This window comes from Morganella sp. TYF_1 (assembly GCF_043105645.1).
GTDB classification, from domain to species: Bacteria; Pseudomonadota; Gammaproteobacteria; order Enterobacterales; family Enterobacteriaceae; genus Morganella; species Morganella morganii_B.
This window is the reverse complement of the sequence record NZ_JBICLU010000025.1, coordinates 176,725-193,682: the sequence shown is the minus strand read 5'-3', so window position 1 is coordinate 193,682 and position 16,958 is coordinate 176,725. Positions and strand designations below refer to the sequence as shown.

General features: G+C 49.2%; 14 protein-coding genes, 1 pseudogene and 1 riboswitch. Of the genes and pseudogenes, 9 read left to right on the top strand and 6 right to left on the bottom strand.

Translation table 11 applies throughout. The annotated features are described in order from the left end of the window. The first annotated feature begins 37 nt into the window (after window positions 1–37). The 6 genes from ACF8OF_RS12545 (at window position 38) to mntP (ending at window position 6,099) form a co-directional block, all read left to right on the top strand. The gene (locus ACF8OF_RS12545; protein ID WP_262883021.1) at window positions 38–1,402 is read left to right on the top strand and encodes an L-serine ammonia-lyase; all 1,365 of its coding nucleotides are present in this window, start codon (window positions 38–40) and stop codon (window positions 1,400–1,402) included. A 482-nt stretch (window positions 1,403–1,884) separates the two neighbouring features. Continuing rightward, a complete protein-coding gene (manX, locus tag ACF8OF_RS12540; RefSeq protein WP_262861659.1) occupies window positions 1,885–2,868 on the top strand; it encodes a PTS mannose transporter subunit IIAB in 984 nt (327 codons plus the stop codon). 63 nt (window positions 2,869–2,931) lie between these two features. Next, window positions 2,932–3,729 carry a PTS mannose/fructose/sorbose transporter subunit IIC gene (locus ACF8OF_RS12535; protein ID WP_025154115.1) on the top strand — a complete coding sequence of 266 codons (798 nt, stop codon included), beginning with the start codon at window positions 2,932–2,934 and terminating at the stop codon, window positions 3,727–3,729. Window positions 3,730–3,742: 13 nt separating this feature from the next. After that, entirely contained in the window at window positions 3,743–4,600 is an 858-nt protein-coding gene (gene manZ / locus ACF8OF_RS12530) for a PTS mannose transporter subunit IID (protein ID WP_025154114.1), read from the top strand. Between the two features lie 109 nt (window positions 4,601–4,709). Continuing rightward, a complete protein-coding gene (locus tag ACF8OF_RS12525) occupies window positions 4,710–5,168 on the top strand; it encodes a DUF986 family protein (protein WP_392496806.1) in 459 nt (152 codons plus the stop codon). 157 nt (window positions 5,169–5,325) lie between these two features. Further along, window positions 5,326–5,484, top strand: a riboswitch (yybP-ykoY riboswitch). A 45-nt stretch (window positions 5,485–5,529) separates the two neighbouring features. After that, window positions 5,530–6,099, top strand: coding sequence for a manganese efflux pump MntP (gene mntP, locus ACF8OF_RS12520; protein ID WP_262861347.1), 570 nt, complete (start codon window positions 5,530–5,532; stop codon window positions 6,097–6,099). A 51-nt stretch (window positions 6,100–6,150) separates the two neighbouring features. Here mntP and rlmA read toward each other — a convergent pair whose 3' ends face one another. Next, on the bottom strand, window positions 6,151–6,966 hold the full coding sequence (rlmA, locus tag ACF8OF_RS12515; RefSeq protein WP_392496804.1) for a 23S rRNA (guanine(745)-N(1))-methyltransferase: 816 nt from the start codon (window positions 6,964–6,966) through the stop codon (window positions 6,151–6,153). Window positions 6,967–7,048: 82 nt separating this feature from the next. On the opposite strand from rlmA, the gene ACF8OF_RS12510 reads away from it, so the two are divergent. Further along, window positions 7,049–8,095 carry a hypothetical protein gene (locus ACF8OF_RS12510; protein WP_392496802.1) on the top strand — a complete coding sequence of 349 codons (1,047 nt, stop codon included), beginning with the start codon at window positions 7,049–7,051 and terminating at the stop codon, window positions 8,093–8,095. 101 nt (window positions 8,096–8,196) lie between these two features. Continuing rightward, window positions 8,197–8,919 (top strand): vWA domain-containing protein, encoded by a 723-nt coding sequence (locus tag ACF8OF_RS12505; RefSeq protein ID WP_262864048.1) that lies wholly within the window; start codon window positions 8,197–8,199, stop codon window positions 8,917–8,919. Between the two features lie 651 nt (window positions 8,920–9,570). Here ACF8OF_RS12505 and ACF8OF_RS12500 read toward each other — a convergent pair. The 4 genes and pseudogenes from ACF8OF_RS12500 to ACF8OF_RS12485 form a co-directional block, all read right to left on the bottom strand. Next, the gene (locus ACF8OF_RS12500; RefSeq protein WP_392496800.1) at window positions 9,571–11,166 is read right to left on the bottom strand and encodes an MFS transporter; all 1,596 of its coding nucleotides are present in this window, start codon (window positions 11,164–11,166) and stop codon (window positions 9,571–9,573) included. 72 nt (window positions 11,167–11,238) lie between these two features. Next, window positions 11,239–13,107: an amidohydrolase gene (locus tag ACF8OF_RS12495; protein WP_392496799.1), complete on the bottom strand. Its 1,869-nt coding sequence runs from the start codon at window positions 13,105–13,107 to the stop codon at window positions 11,239–11,241. 106 nt (window positions 13,108–13,213) lie between these two features. After that, on the bottom strand, window positions 13,214–13,858 hold the full coding sequence (locus ACF8OF_RS12490; RefSeq protein WP_392496798.1) for a hydrolase: 645 nt from the start codon (window positions 13,856–13,858) through the stop codon (window positions 13,214–13,216). Window positions 13,859–14,082: 224 nt separating this feature from the next. After that, a pseudogene (locus ACF8OF_RS12485) lies at window positions 14,083–14,264 on the bottom strand (IS6 family transposase); the annotation flags it as partial. A gap of 513 nt (window positions 14,265–14,777) precedes the next feature. Between ACF8OF_RS12485 and ACF8OF_RS12480 the strand changes: the two are divergent. Further along, window positions 14,778–15,209, top strand: coding sequence for a hypothetical protein (locus ACF8OF_RS12480; RefSeq protein WP_392496797.1), 432 nt, complete (start codon window positions 14,778–14,780; stop codon window positions 15,207–15,209). A 162-nt stretch (window positions 15,210–15,371) separates the two neighbouring features. Here the strand turns inward: ACF8OF_RS12480 and guaA are convergent, their stop codons facing one another. Then, window positions 15,372–16,949, bottom strand: a complete 1,578-nt coding sequence (gene guaA, locus ACF8OF_RS12475) for a glutamine-hydrolyzing GMP synthase (protein WP_392496796.1) — start codon at window positions 16,947–16,949, stop codon at window positions 15,372–15,374. Window positions 16,950–16,958: the final 9 nt, after the last annotated feature.

Here is a 16,958-nt window from a genome sequence, read left to right as displayed (position 1 = left end):
TAAATCACTATTACATTGTTTTTTTAAGGAGTCTGACGTGATTAGCGTTTTTGACATGTTTAAAGTGGGTATTGGTCCTTCCAGTTCCCACACCGTAGGGCCAATGAAAGCCGGGAAGCAGTTTGCTGATGAGTTGGTTGAGAAAGGTCTGATTTCCCGTGTGACCCGCGTTTCTGTTGATGTCTACGGATCACTCTCCTTAACCGGGAAAGGTCACCATACCGATATCGCCATCATTATGGGCTTGGCCGGTAACTTACCGGCAACCGTGGATATCGATGCCATTGACGGTTTTATCCGCAATGTGGAAGAGACTGAGCGTCTGTCACTGGCCAATGGTCAGCAGACCGTGGATTTCCCGCGTGAAGGCGGCATGAATTTCCACACCGGTAACCTGCCGCTGCACGAAAACGGCATGAGCATCACTGCATTTGCCGGTGATGACGAGTTATACACCAAAACCTATTACTCCATCGGCGGCGGGTTTATCGTCGATGCAGAGCATTTCGGTCAGGATAACGCCAACGAAACCCCGGTGTCCTATCCGTATGCCTCAGCCGAAGAACTGCTGAATCACTGCCATCAGACCGGGCTTTCCATCTCCTCGCTGATGCTGAAAAATGAACTCGATATGCACAGCCGTGAAGAGATCGACGCCTATTTCGCCGATGTCTACAAAACCATGACGGACTGTATCGCTCATGGTCTGGAAACCGAAGGCATTCTGCCGGGGCCGCTGCGTGTCCCGCGCCGTGCCGCTGCACTGAACCGCCTGATCAACTCCGCCGGTAAACTCTCCAAAGATCCGATGAACGTGGTTGACTTGGTTAATATGTTTGCTCTGGCTGTCAACGAAGAAAACGCCGCGGGCGGCCGAGTGGTCACCGCACCGACCAACGGTGCCTGCGGTATCGTCCCTGCGGTGCTGGCATATTATGATCACTGCATCGAAAAAGTCACTCCGGATACCTATCTTCGCTACTTCCTCGCCTGCGGCGCGATCGGCATTCTGTACAAAATGAACGCCTCTATCTCCGGTGCGGAAGTCGGCTGTCAGGGCGAAGTCGGTGTGGCCTGCTCAATGGCGGCTGCCGGTCTGACTGAAATCCTCGGCGGCAGCCCGGACCAGGTCTGTGTGGCAGCTGAAATCGGCATGGAACACAACCTGGGCTTAACCTGTGACCCGGTTGCCGGTCAGGTTCAGGTGCCGTGCATCGAGCGTAACGCCATTGCTTCTGTGAAAGCGATCAACGCCGCCCGTATGGCCATGCGCCGTACCAGCGCACCGCGCGTTTCTCTCGATAAAGTCATCGAAACCATGTATGAAACCGGGAAAGACATGAACGCCAAATACCGTGAAACATCACGCGGCGGTCTTGCAATCAAGGTTCAGTGCGACTGATTTTGTGAGTTAACTCACAAAACATAATTCGATAACATTAATATCCCTGCAACATTGCAGGGATATTTTTTACCTGAAGCGCATCAGCACGGGTTGTTTTTTAATCTGCTTGTGCCATTTTCAGGTAAAGATGCTAACAACATGTAAAACACCCCGATATATCACGCTGCCAAATAAGCAAAAATCGCCCTATCACTCTGGCAAATAATACATTCAACACAATAATTAACTATAATTGCGTCTTCAATGTTTCTGTTTTGTTGTTTTCTGACAGAAAGCAAGTTTTTTTACCTTCATAGAATGTTACCCTCTGATTTAATTAGTGCCCCGAAATTAATTATCGCTGTTTAAACGTAAATAATTAGCGGTAACCCGGGCCTGAGACTATCTTTACACCGGAGTCTTACGGTTTTTTTCTGACCCATAAAAGATTCTGTGTAATACACAAGAACCATCCTGACTGATGTTAAGGGGGAACAGAGGTGAGTATAGCCATTATGATTGGCACCCACGGCAAAGCCGCTGAGCAGTTACTGCGCACAACGGAAATGCTGATCGGTGAACAGGAGAACGTCTCCTTCATCGATTTCGTACCGGGGGAAAATGCCGATACACTATATGCGAAGTACAATGAGAAGCTGCCCGGTTTATCAACCGCTGACGGGGTATTATTCCTCGTTGATACCTGGGGCGGCAGCCCGTTCAACGCAGCAAACCGCATCGTGACTGAGCAGGATCAGAGCGCAGGCGGCAACAGCAATTATGAGATAGTCACAGGCGTTAACGTACCGATGCTGGTCGAAACCTTTATGTGCCGTGATGATAATCCGTCATTGCAGGAACTGGTTGCGGTCGCGCTGGAAACCGGCCGTGAAGGGATTCGTGCCCTGAAAGCACAGGATGAACCGGCACCAAAAGCGGCTCCTGCACCTAAACCGGCCGCACAGCCGGCGGCACCGGCAGGCCCGGGCGGACACATGACTATCGCCCTCGCCCGTATCGATGACCGTCTGATCCACGGCCAGGTCGCCACCCGCTGGACCAAAGAAACCAACGTCAAACGCATTATTGTCGTCAGTGACGAAGTTGCCAACGATACCGTCCGCTCAACACTGCTCAAGCAGGTTGCGCCTCCGGGTGTGACCGCACACGTGGTGGATGTGGCGAAAATGGTGCGCGTCTGGAATAACCCGAAATACGCCAATGACCGCTGCATGCTCCTGTTCACCAACCCGGCGGATGTTCTGCGCCTGGTGGAAGACGGCGTGGAGATCAAATCGGTCAATATCGGCGGGATGGCCTTCCACGAAGGTAAAAAACAGGTTAACAATGCGGTTTCTATCGATGAAAACGATATCGTGGCATTCAAAGCGCTGAATGACCGCAACATCGAGCTGGAAGTCCGCAAAGTCTCCACCGATTCAAAAATAAAAATGATGGATTTAATCAGCAAAGCTGAAAGTTAATTTGACCCATTACTCAATACAAAATTTGTTGTCTGCAAAATGACTGGTTAAAGGAGAAACACAATGGAACTTTCCGTTGTACAAATCGTCCTGGTCTTCATCGTTGCCTGTATCGCGGGTATGGGGTCAATCCTCGATGAATTCCAGTTCCACCGCCCTCTGGTCGCCTGTACGCTGATGGGGATCGTACTGGGTGACATGAAAACCGGGATCATGATCGGCGGTACGCTGGAAATGATCGCACTCGGCTGGATGAACATCGGTGCGGCAGTGGCACCGGATGCCGCGCTGGCATCCATCATTTCCACCATCCTGGTTATTGCCGGAGGTCAGAATATCGGTGCCGGTATCGCGCTGGCTATTCCGCTGGCGGCGGCCGGTCAGGTGCTGACTATCATCGTCCGTACCATTACCGTGGCCTTCCAGCACTGGGGTGACCGTGCGGCTGACAAGGGCAATCTCACCGCTCTGGGGATGATCCACGTCGGTGCGCTGCTGTTACAGGCAATGCGTATCGCGATTCCGGCAGTTATCGTGGCCGTGTCTGTCGGGACAGATATTGTCCGCGAAATGCTTGACTCGATTCCGGTCTGGGTCACCAGCGGCCTGAATATCGCCGGCGGCATGATTGTTGTGGTCGGTTACGCCATGGTTATCAACATGATGCGTGCCGGCTACCTGATGCCATTCTTCTATCTGGGTTTCGTTACCGCCGCATTTACTGAGTTCAACCTGGTTGCGCTGGGTGTGATCGGTGCGGTGATGGCTGTGCTGTATATCCAGCTCAGTCCGAAATACAACAAATCGGAAGTCGTTGTCGCTGCCGGCAGCAAAAACGACCTGGATAACGAGTTAGACTAAGAAGGTGAGCAACATGGTTGATACTACAAGCAACGTAACCGGCAGAAAACAGTTAAGAAAGAGCGACATCCGGGGTGTCTTCATCCGCTCAAACCTGTTTCAGGGTTCATGGAACTTTGAACGTATGCAGGCAATGGGCTACGCCTTCTCCATGGTACCGGTGATCCGCCGTCTTTATCCGGAAAATAATGAAGAACGCAGACAGGCTATCAAACGCCATATGGAGTTCTTTAACACCCACCCGTATATGGCTGCACCTATCCTCGGTGTGACCTGTGCGATGGAAGAACAGCGCGCTAACGGTGCGGCTATCGACGATGGTGCCATCAACGGTATCAAAGTCGGTCTGATGGGGCCGCTGGCCGGTGTCGGTGACCCGATTTTCTGGGGTACCGTGCGTCCTGTCTTTGCCGCCCTCGGTGCGGGGATTGCCATGACCGGCAGCCTGCTCGGGCCGTTACTGTTCTTCTTCCTGTTTAACCTGGTCCGCCTGGCAACCCGTTACTACGGTGTGGCTTACGGCTACAAAAAAGGCCTGGATATTGTTCAGGATATGGGCGGCGGCTTCCTGCAGAAACTGACCGAGGGGGCGTCAATCCTCGGCCTGTTTGTCATGGGGGCACTGGTAAACAAATGGACAAAAGTGAATATCCCGCTGGTGGTGTCGGAAATTAAAAACCCGACCACCGGTGAGATGGAAATCACCACTGTCCAGACCATCCTCAATCAGCTGATGCCGGGCCTGATGCCGCTGCTGCTGACATTCGGCTGTATGTGGCTGCTGCGACATAAAGTGAATGCCCTGCTGATTATCATCGGCTTCTTTATACTGGGTATTGCGGGTTATGTCTTTGGTTTCCTCGGACTGTAACCGGTAAAAAACACGTTCTGACGAACGCGTATTTTCAGAAAGAGTATGATAGTTTAAACGGGAGGCTTGCCTCCCGTTTTCTGTTTCATTTCAGGGGAAAAGAACCACAATGAGTGTAAATGATATTGTTCTGCTGGCTGTGATTGTGCTGATGCTGCTGTTTGCCGTCTACGACGAATTCATTGTCAGCACACTGAAAGGCAAAACACAGCTGCGGATAAAACTGCGCCGTAATCACCGTGCGGATGCCGTGATCTTTATCCTTCTTATCGGTATTGTTATTTATAATAATATAACCGGGCACGGCAGTCCGTTAACAACCTATTTACTTTCCGGCTGTATTATCATTGCTATTTATCTGGCTTTTATTCGTTCACCGAAGTTATATTTTAAACAGGACGGATTTTTTTACGCCAATGCCTATATTAAATATGACCGAATTAAAACCATGAATTTATCAGAAGACGGTATTCTTCTTGTGGGTTTGGAAAATCGTAAAATTTACATCAAGGTGATGCATCTTGATGATTTACAAAGGATTTATAATTTTATGATTAATAATAAATAATAACTCCTCCTTTTTATCCCCCTACAAAAATAAAGACTAATAATAATATTAGTCTTTATTATCTTATTAAAATACCATGTAATGAAAATCATTCTCATTAGCATCTTTTGAAATCAGAATATATATTCTTGCCTTTTTTATTTTCTGTGATATCTTTCCGGTCACGTCATTGGGGAGTAGCCTGTTCTGTTATTAACCTCTCAGAGAAATAACAGAAAATCCGTGTCAACATACTTGCGTGATATTATATCAGCATGGTACGGATGCCGTTTCGGTTGGCAAGACCATAAACACGCAGTTCACCGGAGGTCGGGGTTGGATTGTGTGTATATGGATAAGCTACCCGACCGAGACTGAGTTTATGAGTTTTTACGCCACCCTCGTCCTTGCCCTGGCCCTGTCTATGGATGCCTTCGCCGTTGCCGTCTGCAAAGGCGCTACCCTGCACAAACCACCTTTACGTGAAGCCCTGCGCACCGGTTTTATCTTCGGTATAATCGAAGCAGTCACCCCGCTTATCGGCTGGGCCATCGGTATTTTTGCCAGTCAGTATGTTATTGAATGGGATCACTGGATTGCCTTCGCACTGCTGTTTATCCTCGGCGCACGTATGATTTATAACAGTATCACCGCCGGTGATGACTGCTGCGAACGTCATGAAAAACCGCAGCGCCACAGCGCATTACATCTCGCCACCACCGCCGTTGCCACCAGTCTGGATGCGATGGCAATTGGTGTCGGCCTTGCTTTCCTGGAAGTTAATATCGTCCATACCGCCATGACCATCGGGCTGATGACCATGATTATGGCCACCACCGGAATGATCCTCGGGCGCTATATCGGCCCGCTGCTGGGCAAACGGGCAGAAATTATCGGCGGGATTGTCCTGATCCTGATCGGATTTACCATCCTGTATGAACATATTGGTTAATTGGTTAATCCGTTCTGATGACCCGCTGCGGCGGGTCTTTTTGTTTCTGAATTATGCTTCCCGGCAGTAAACCCGGATCAGAAAATCCGTTTCACAGGAAAATGCCGTTTCTGCCGCCAGCTGATGTTTAACTGCCTCTGTCGCTTTCCACGCAAACGGTGTCATTGACAACAGCGCCAGTGCATCCGCGCCGTTCAGCACCATCGGGTAAGCCACCTGCTGCTCCTGCGCCGGACCGAATCCGGGGAAATGCTCTTCCTTCAGCGGATGCAGATGCACTTCATCATAAATAAGGGATTTCAGCTGATACAAATGACGCGGGCCCGGAGTTACGGTTATCACAATGCCGCCCGGTTTCACCACACGGGTTAACTCATCAGGATTACATGGTGCATAGATCCGCAGCACACCGTCCAGACTGTTATCCTCAAACGGCAGCCGCTGGCTGGATGCCACACTGAAGCTGACCTGCGGATAGCGTTTTGCGCCGTAACGGACAGCAACCTTCGCCACATCCAGCCCGTACACCGTCACCTGCCGTGCTGCAAGGCTTTCCGCCAGTGCGCCGGTGTAGTAACCCTCACCGCAGCCGATATCCAGTACCTGCTCCGTCTGTGCCGGTAAATGCTGTTCAAATGCCGCGATTACCTGCTCCCGCATCGGGCGGTAATGGTGATTATCCAGAAATGCCCGGCGCGCCTGCATCATCTCTTTACTGTCGCCCGGTTCTTTTGAGCGTTTGAACTGAACAGGCAGGAGGTTGATATACCCCTCTTTCGCGAGATCAAACTGATGATGGTTTTCGCAGCTGTAACTGCCGGGGCGGTGCGTCAGCGGGTGCTGGCAAAGCGGACATTGGTAAGACATAATCATTCACTGTGAAATAATGTAAGGGTGCAACCGGCAACGGCCTGTGCCGGTGACGGAAAATCTGAGGCGAAACCATACCATGAAAACCTACTGGTGGCAGGATAAAATTGATGATTATCAGCAATGGCACAGCCTGCTTGTCAGGGTTAATCCTGAAACAGTAAATGACGATGCTCCTGCGCTGCTCAGCGGCCATAACAGCCGGATGCAGTTGCAGTTGAGCGGCAATCCGCTGTTCTGGGCAACCGTTCTGAAAGATCACAGTGGTGTCTGGCTGATTTATAATCAGAACCATCCGGCTCAGCAGAATCTGTTATCGCCGCTTCGCTCACAACAGACTGAGAAAATTTCTGCTCTGCCGGCAGAACAGCAAACTCCGCAGTGGTGCCGTTACTTCGCCTGGGATTTGCAGGAACGGTCTTCCCCGCTGCTCACCGCCGGAGAGTGGTTGCTGCGCCCGATGAATATTGCACCGCCGTCCGCCCCTTATATTGTCAGCGCACCGCATCCCCGCGAAAAATGGTGCTTCCGTTCGCCGTTCACCAAAGATATCAGTAATGCGGACTGGCAGTTATACCCCGGTGATTTACCTGATCTGCAATCCCCCGAACGGGTTATGTTTGTGGACTGGTGGTTCGGCGGTTACCGGCTGCTGCCGCGCTATACCGTTGAACCGCAGAGCAGCCGCCTGAAATACTGGCGCAAAGTGGCCCGCGAAGGAAAACTGCCGCCGGTGCTGCTCTGGTATATCAGCGGTCTGGCATCCTACATTATACTGGATGGTCATCTGCGGTTGCAGGCAGCGTATGATGAAAATATTCCGCCAGCCTTTATTGTGCTCAGCCAGTACCATGAATGCAGCTATGAGCCGGATCCTGCCGCGATTGAAAAAGTACAACGGGCAATAGCGCATCAGATGGATAAAACCCCGCGCCCGGACGTCCGCAAGGTCAACCAGACATTAATCAGCCTGTATCAGAACCGCTACGGACGCCATTCCACCCGCAGCCGGGCAATACTGGGTGACGGTCATTTATGGGAAGAGGCCGTTTCCCGTTACCTGCGCCTGCATCAGGACACCGGATATCTCACCGCTATTTTGCAGCGGACGGAAGAAACAGAGTGACCCGCTAATCGGATAAATCTGCTGTGAATATTTTTTGTTCACCTCAGAATACATCATTATCCGTCGTGTTATCCCGTCAGAAAATAGTATAAGGAATATCTATGTTCAGACTCTCCCGCACCTTTATTGCACCACTCCTGCTGTTATTTTCCGCCTCGCTGTTTGCGGCCACAGAAACCAAACCTGCGGCACCGGCAGATTTGGATCTGGTCTTTGTTCTGGATAAAAGCGGTTCCATGTCCGGTTTTGAACAGGACACCATCGGCGGTTATAACGCCGTTCTTGCCGAAAACCGTAAAAAAGAAGGCAATATTTACGTCACCACCGTTTTATTCAACCACGAAAACAGCACGCTGCATAACCGCGAGCCTATCAGTAAAATTAAAAATCTGACATTGGATGATTATTCTGTCGGTGGTAATACCGCATTACTGGACGCTGTCGGTATCACTATTGAAAAAATTCGTGAAAACCGCAAAATCACCAAGAATAATAATGTGTTATTTGTGATTATTACTGACGGTGAAGAAAACAGCAGCCGTAAATACAGCCGGGACAAAATTAAATCAATGATTAATTCTGCGGAAAAAGAAGATAAGTGGGACTTTATTTTCCTCGGTGCCAATATTGATGCTATTGCAGAAGCCGGTAATATCGGGATTAAAAGTGATAACGCCACCGGTTATGTGCAGGATAAAGCTGGTTACGGTAAAGCATATGATGCTGTCAACAAAGCCGTTGAAGTAAAACAGCAATCAAAACCGATTACTTCCGAATGGAAAGCGGAAGTCGAGAAAGATAACAACGAACGCAGTAAAAAATAACACACTATTTCTTATTTATTCACTAAAACAGTACGGTCCGCCGTGCTGTTTTATTTTCTCATCCCGTTCCGTTTTTTCCTCTCAACGCTGCTTACCATGAACATGATATGACTGACGTTCAGCCGGATAAATACGCCAAAGTGACTGGTGGCAAAAGCCGGCTATGATAATGCTTACCGGCAGACGGATTTATTTCCCCGGAAAAACCAACCGCAATCCGGTAATCAATTGCGGACAACGACACCCCGGTGAAATATAAAATTTAAAATACCGCCACCTTATAATAAAAACAGCATTAAACACTCACAGACAGCCCGAAAAAAGATGCTGCCGGTGCCATTCACAGCACAGAAAAGAGAATAACCGGCAATAAAAACGCAATTACAATCAATGAGAGTAATATCCTGAATATCCCCTTAACTGTCTGCTCAAGAAATACCAGTCCGTGTTTGTTACCCATACTGCTCAGAATCCATCACGTTGCTCATTATATTTTAGTTATGTGAAAACCATCGCATCATAATGATATTACTTGGCTGTTTAGTCAATAAATATACTGTTACCGGACTCTTTTTTTGATGACTGTTAGTGTCTTTCACCTTATCAGCAGGATAGTGCCCTTCATTATTTTTGTTATCAGTACCTCCCGTTTTATTCCTGTTTTCCGGCAGTCACTGAATATGAGAGATAATGCACAACCGTCTTACTCCGGATAATGGCATTTAACTGACTGTCAATCCGGCGATCATCCACGGTTGCCCGTTTATGCTGACGGTGATGTTCTGCCGGGGATGACACCATAAATGTCTCCATAAATTCATCCTGCGTGCCGGGAACCGAAAACAGCCCTCTGGAATAACCGCCATCCCGTAACCGGATCCGTTTTAATTGCTCCATCAGTGCAAAGAATTGCGCCTGATGTTCCGCATCCACTTTATACTGAATACACACCATCACCGGTTTTTTATCTTCCTCAGAATAAAACGGTAATTCCTCCGGCATTGTCAGATGTTCCGACGGTGATAAATTGATAGTGTCGTGGTCAATTTTCACTTTCAGCACACATAACCAGACAACAATAATTCCGGCCGCCGCCGCAAGCAGTGCGATTGTTATTGATGTGTGTGAGGCTATCTGCCCCCAGATTAATGACCCCAATGCCATTGACCCCGAGAATACGGTCAGATACAGCGCCAGTCCTCTTGCTCTGACCCAGTCCGGCAGTGCTGTCTGCGCTGATACCATCAGGGTGGAAAGTGTGATCAGCCAGCTGAACCCGGCAATAATACTGCCGGCGATTGCCGGGTATTTTGATGTGGTCACGGCAAATATCACCAGCACAATGACCGTTCCGGCAGTCCCTGCAGTCACTAATATTCCGCTACTGAACCGGGCCCGCAGCGCAGATAAACTGAATGCCCCGGCAACCGCCCCGATACCGATACTGGTGGTTAAAATCCCGTATAACGTGGCATCCCCCTGAAGCGACACTCTGGCAACCAGCGGCAGCATCGCCCAGTACGCACTGGCGAACACAAAGAAGGCAGCGGCTCTGATAATGGTTTTAATTAATGCCGGACTGTAACGGGCATAACGCAGCCCGGAAATCATAGCGGCGACAACAGATTCCGCCGGTAAGGTATTTTCTTTGTGTTTCTCCCCTTTCCACCACCATACCGCCACAATAATGGCAATAAAGCTGAGTGCATTAAGCATAAAGGGAAGATAAAGCCCCACCTGTGAAATCAGCACACCGGCCAGTGCGGGACCGATGGCACGGCTGATATTAATCCCCATGCTGTTCAGTGCGATCCCCGCTTTTAATTCTTGCGGTGCCACAATCCCCGGGACAATCGCCTGCCACGCCGGGCCTAAAAAGGCAGCACCGGATCCGAGAATAAAGGTAATTAATAATAACCAGCCGATACTGACCACATTGAAATAAACCAGAACAGCCAGTAATGCAGCGGCAAAAAACATCATGATATTGACAACAATAAGCAGCTTACGCTTATCAAAAATATCGGCAATCGCCCCGGCCGGTAAGGCTAATAAAAAGACAGGTAAGGTTGTCATCGCCTGAATGGCGGCAATCATGACAGGATCAGGACTCAGATTTATCATCAGCCATCCCGCACCGACATCATTCATCCATGTTCCGATGTTAGAAAATAATGTCGCCATCCATAACACAAAAAATATACGGTTACGCAGCGGCGACCAGGCTGATGATTGCGGATTAGTCATATGAATATGATCTCCGGTTTAATATGGCCGGTGTTTTACCACCAGCCACAGTATTAACATGTACAGCGATAATTAAAATGCAAAACAGGAACAGCCCAGCGCCCCCCAGAAGGCATTATCATCCGCAACCGGCACAGACGATTTACGGGCGATATCATGCTGATGTCCGTGAATATGACACGAACCGCAGCACTGGTGTAACTGATTCAGAATCGCCGCTTTATTTTCCTGCTGTAAATAAGAGTAGTGTCCCGGCACTTTAATAACCGGTGACCAGTCCGGTAAAACCGGAATTGACGGCGGCGCCAGCGGCCCGAAAATACCCTTACCGTAAACAATCTCCCCATTCACCACGGTCAGCAGAGATTCAATCGCTTTAATTTCCGCTTCCGGTACACGGAAATAGTCGTCAGACAAGGCAATAAAATCTGCAAACTGTCCTGATTTGATCTGACCTTTTTTGCCCTGCTCATCAGAAAACCAGGCGCTGCCGATAGTCCATAACTCCAATGCGGTATCTCTGTCTAACCGGTTATTGTCGTCATACATCTTCATGCCGCCGACTGTCCGGCCTGATACCAGCCAGTAAAGGGCTGTCCACGGGTTATAACTGGCTACGCGCGTCGCATCTGTTCCCAGACCGATCGGCACCTCTGCATTCAGCATTTTCGCCACCGGCGGCGTGTGTTTCACCGCTTCATGACCATACCGATCCGCAAAGTATTCCCCCTGGAAGGCCATACGGTGCTGAATTGCCAGTCCGCCGCCCAGCGCTTTTACCCGTTCAATATTTTTTTCACTAATGGTTTCTGCGTGATCGAAAAACCAGTGCAGGCCGTTAAACGGGATCGCTTTATTTACTTTTTCAAACACATCCAGCATACGGCTGATGGATTGGTCATAAGTGGCATGCAAACGAAACGGCCAGCGGTGCTCAACGAGGTGGCGGATCACGGCTTCCAGCTCCGCATCCATATTGTCCGGCAGATCCGGTCTTGGTTGCAGAAAATCCTCAAAATCAGCCGCAGAAAATACCAGCATTTCCCCCGCACCATTGTGACGGAAAAAATCAGTTCCCTCTCCCGGCGATACCATCGATGTCCATTCGCGGAAATCCTCCAGCTCCTGTTTCGGACGCTGGGTAAACAAGTTATAGGCGATACGGATAGTCAGCTGATTCTGTTTTGCCAGTTCCGCGATCACCTCATAATCTTCCGGGTAGTTCTGAAAACCGCCACCGGCATCTATCGCACTGGTTACCCCGAGGCGGTTAAGCTCGCGCATAAACTGACGGGTTGAGTTAACCTGATAATCCAGCGGCAGTTTCGGGCCTTTCGCCAGCGCGGAATACAACAGCATGGCATTCGGTTTCGCAATCAGCATACCGGTCGGGTTACCGTGCTCATCCCGCTGAATTTCACCGCCCGGCGGGTTCGGGGTATCTCTGGTATAACCAATCACCCGCAGTGCTGCCTTATTCAGCAGCGCACTGTCATAAAGATGCAGTACAAAAACCGGGGTATCCGGTGAAACGGCATTGATCTCGTCTAATGTCGGCATCCGTCTTTCGGCAAACTGGAATTCACTCCAGCCGCCCACAACGCGGACCCATTGCGGTGCCGGTGTCACATCGGCCTGTGCTTTTAACATCGCCAGGGCATCCGATAATGACGGCACCCCTTCCCAGCGTAATTCGAGGTTATAATTCAGTCCGCCGCGGATAAGATGAAGGTGCGAGTCATTCAGGCCGGGAATAATCACCTGCCCTTTAAGATCAATAATCTCTGTTTCTTCATTCCGGAACTGCATAACTTCATCGCTGGTTCCGACAGCAATAAATTTGCCGTCACGGACAGCAACAGCCTGAGCAACGGGATTTTCACGATCGAGTGTATGAATATCACCGTTGATAAATATTTTTGATGCGACGCGTTTATTCATGATGATGTGTTTCCTGTTTATGAGGAATTCACTGCTTATCAAATACTGTTGCGGCAAGCGGTATAGGAAAAATAGCCGGTGAGTGACCTCACCGGCTGTCACGCTGTTATCTGATGACGCGCTGAGGTGCTTTATGAACCATAGTATAGGCGTAATCTACACCCATACCGTAAGCACCGCTGTGCTCCTGAACCAGCCCCATCACTGCGTCATAGGTTTCTTTGCGGGCCCAGTCGCGCTGATACTCCAGCAATACCTGCTGCCAGGTCACAGGAACAGCCCCGGCCTGCACCATACGGTCAATGGAACGTTCATGCGCATCAACTGACGTACCGCCGGAGGCATCAGTCACAATATAGACTTCATAACCGGCTTCAATCGCCATTAAGGTCGGGAAATTTAAGCAGACTTCTGTCCATAATGCCGCCATCACTAATTTTTTACGCCCGGTGGCTTTAACGGCTTCGACAAATTTCGGGTCTTCCCAGGAGTTCATGGACGTACGTTCGATAGGTGTTGATTCAGGATGGACGGCGAGTAATTCAGGCCAGATATATCCGCTGAAGCTTTCTGTTTCAACGGAGGTATAAATTGTCGGCACATTGAAAATTTTTGCTGCTTTTGCCAGGCCAACGGTATTATTTTTCAGTTGCTGGCGGTCAATATTAGCTACACCGAAAGCCATTTGCGGCTGATGATCAATAAAAATAACGGCGGAGTTTTGCGGACTTAACAGTTCTAATTTAGACATAATGTGTTCCTGTTCAATTGGTTAAATTGATAAAAATAAATATTAATCTTGCTCACTGACAGGAAACATAATAGGCCGGTACCGGATAATGACCAGATGCCAAATTTGACTTTAGAAGTCAAAAATAATGAACGACATTTGTTATCTGTTGATTAGGTTGTCCTTTGTATTGAAGAAAGGGAAAACCATTTTCCGTTAATCTTGACGCAGGTTGCATCAGGTTACCGGAAGGAAACAGCCCGAATAAATTGATATTTTTTGAGTTTTTACGCAGCACACACGCATATTCGATAAACCAACGATAAATGGCTGCACGATGAACGGAAATTCCCCTTTCAGCCAACATATCGCTGCCGTTGACATAGCTTAGCGGTGCCGGGCCATACCATCGAAGGCACCATTGAACTTTTCTCTGAAAGAGACGCCGGCTGCAGTGTTCATCATCAGCTCAATTTTTACTGCAAGCCTCCATGGATTACCCGATTCACAACGTATATTAGCGACTGCTACAAATTGAGTTAGTCACAAACGCTTTTTGAAGGAGGTACTATGTCGTTTTGTGTCGGTTCACGTTATTTTCGTGCCAGCATAAGTCATGATCAAATTAACAATATACTCAAATCAGATATTCCCCCTAAGATGAGTATATGGGAAAAAAATTAAAGATTTTTTCTGCTTTACTCATCAGGCTGAAGCTCTGAAATGTTTTCATCAACTCTGCCATCCCCCCGCAGGAACAACGAAAGACGATGTAAAGATACTGTTTGAACGTCTGCAGAAATTAGCCCATCCGGGGAATGCGGGTAATATTCAGATTTTCCGTGATGGGTTGAACCATTTCAGTATCACAGATAAAGACGGTAAGGAAATATTGTCGGTAGTGTTTGCCGATAAGTATACCGTCACAACGGGGGGAGGTATGACTTACTGCGATGACGGGAGAACGCTCAGTTACCCTTTAACTAAAAATAAATGTGTAAGTAATGTTCAACTTGACAATACACTCATATCGGAGATTCCCTCTGGTTTATGGAATAAAATTAACGATTTTTTCTGCTTTACTCATCAGGCTGAAGCTCTGAAATGTTTTCATCAACTCTTCCATTTACCCGAAGGAACAACGGCAGACAATGTAAAGATGCTGTTTGAACGCCTGCAGGAATTAGCTCATCCGAAGGATGTGGATAATATTCAGATTTCCCAGGGTGGGTCGAACCATTTCAGTCTCACAGACAAAGGAGGTAAGGACATGTTATCGATAGTGTTTGCAGATGATTATGTCGTCACAACATGGGGGCGGATAACTTACTTCGATGAGAAGGGCTGTGCGCACAGTTCTCCTTTAACTTAAAGGAATTGTAAGCATCACATCAAAAATTCTCTTGAAAAAACCGATCATCCCGTCGCTGACAGTGACCAGAAAGTGCCAGACACAAAAACAAAAAAGCCCGCAGTTACGCGGGCTTAGAGGTACTTTACTGCTTTTACGTGCAGGCTGTTGCCAGACGCGAAATTATTCCCACTCAATCGTCGCCGGTGGCTTACCGCTGACGTCATACACGACACGGGAAATACCGTCAACTTCATTGATGATGCGGTTGGAGACACGGCCTAACAGATCGTATGGCAGATGTGCCCAGTGAGCGGTCATAAAGTCGATAGTTTCGACGGCGCGCAGTGAGACAACCCAGTCGTATTTACGGCCGTCGCCCATAACGCCGACAGAGCGTACCGGCAGGAAGACAGTGAATGCCTGGCTGACTTTGTGGTACAGATCCGCTTTGTGCAGCTCTTCGATAAAGATAGCATCGGCGCGGCGCAGGATGTCACAGTACTCTTTTTTCACTTCGCCCAGTACGCGGACACCCAGACCCGGGCCCGGGAACGGATGTCGGTACAGCATATCGTACGGCAGACCCAGTTGCAGACCGATACGGCGGACTTCGTCTTTAAACAGTTCGCGCAGCGGCTCAACCAGCCCCAGCTCCATATGTTCCGGCAGGCCGCCGACGTTATGGTGAGATTTGATCACGTGCGCTTTACCGGTTTCAGAGGCGGCAGATTCGATCACATCCGGATAGATAGTGCCCTGTGCCAGCCATTTAACCTGCTTCTGTTTTGACGCTTCTTCATCAAAAATTTCAATGAATGTATGGCCGATAGCTTTACGTTTGGCTTCCGGGTCCGCAATGCCTTTCAGGGCATTCAGGAAGCGGTCTTCCGCTTTGGCGTGGATAATATTGAGGTCAAATTTGCCCGCAAACATCGCCATAACCTGCTCTGCTTCGTTCAGGCGCAGTAAGCCGTTATCCACGAATACACAGGTCAGGCGCTTGCCGATAGCACGGTTTAACAGCATAGCAGTCACAGAGGAGTCCACACCGCCGGAGAGTGCCAGGATGACATGGTCGTCACCAATCTGCTCACGCAGACGGATAACGGTGTCTTCGATAATGGCTTCCGGGGTCCACAGCGCTTCACACTGACAGATATCCAGCACGAAACGTTTGAGGATTTCCTGGCCCTGGTGAGTATGGGTCACTTCCGGGTGGAACTGTACACCGTAGAAACGTTTTTCGTCATTTGCCATGATCGCAAACGGACAGGTTTCGGTGCTGGCGACGGTCACGAAATCAGACGGGATAGCAGTGACTTTGTCACCGTGGCTCATCCACACATCCAGCAGCGGTTTGCCGTTGTCATCCAGCATATCCTGAATACCACGGAACAGTTCGCAGGTTTCGCGGATTTCAACCTGTGCATAACCGAACTCGCGCTCGTCAGAGGTTTCCACTGCACCGCCGAGCTGCATAGACATGGTCTGCATGCCGTAGCAGATGCCGAGAACCGGCACACCGGCGCTGAAGACATATTCAGGTGCGCGCGGGCTGTTGTGTTCAGTGGTGCTTTCCGGGCCGCCGGAGAGAATAATACCGTTCGGATTGAAATTACGGATCTGTTCTTCAGTGACATCCCATGCCCACAGTTCACAATAAACACCGATTTCACGGATACGGCGCGCGATCAGCTGAGTGTACTGCGATCCGAAGTCGAGGATAAGAATGCGGTGCTGATGAATATTCGTTGTCATTAAAGTATG

What these genes read in the sequence shown, in the direction of transcription:
- ACF8OF_RS12535 (WP_025154115.1), top strand. Translation starts at nt 2,932, where the DNA reads ATGGAACTTTCCGTTGTACAAATCGTCCTGGTCTTCATCGTTGCCTGT.
- manZ (WP_025154114.1), top strand. Translation starts at nt 3,743, where the DNA reads ATGGTTGATACTACAAGCAACGTAACCGGCAGAAAACAGTTAAGAAAG.
- ACF8OF_RS12525 (WP_392496806.1), top strand. Translation starts at nt 4,710, where the DNA reads ATGAGTGTAAATGATATTGTTCTGCTGGCTGTGATTGTGCTGATGCTG.
- mntP (WP_262861347.1), top strand. Translation starts at nt 5,530, where the DNA reads ATGAGTTTTTACGCCACCCTCGTCCTTGCCCTGGCCCTGTCTATGGAT.
- rlmA (WP_392496804.1), bottom strand. Translation starts at nt 6,966, where the DNA reads ATGTCTTACCAATGTCCGCTTTGCCAGCACCCGCTGACGCACCGCCCC.
- ACF8OF_RS12510 (WP_392496802.1), top strand. Translation starts at nt 7,049, where the DNA reads ATGAAAACCTACTGGTGGCAGGATAAAATTGATGATTATCAGCAATGG.
- ACF8OF_RS12505 (WP_262864048.1), top strand. Translation starts at nt 8,197, where the DNA reads ATGTTCAGACTCTCCCGCACCTTTATTGCACCACTCCTGCTGTTATTT.
- ACF8OF_RS12500 (WP_392496800.1), bottom strand. Translation starts at nt 11,166, where the DNA reads ATGACTAATCCGCAATCATCAGCCTGGTCGCCGCTGCGTAACCGTATA.
- ACF8OF_RS12495 (WP_392496799.1), bottom strand. Translation starts at nt 13,107, where the DNA reads ATGAATAAACGCGTCGCATCAAAAATATTTATCAACGGTGATATTCAT.
- ACF8OF_RS12490 (WP_392496798.1), bottom strand. Translation starts at nt 13,858, where the DNA reads ATGTCTAAATTAGAACTGTTAAGTCCGCAAAACTCCGCCGTTATTTTT.
- ACF8OF_RS12480 (WP_392496797.1), top strand. Translation starts at nt 14,778, where the DNA reads ATGACTTACTGCGATGACGGGAGAACGCTCAGTTACCCTTTAACTAAA.
- guaA (WP_392496796.1), bottom strand. Translation starts at nt 16,949, where the DNA reads ATGACAACGAATATTCATCAGCACCGCATTCTTATCCTCGACTTCGGA.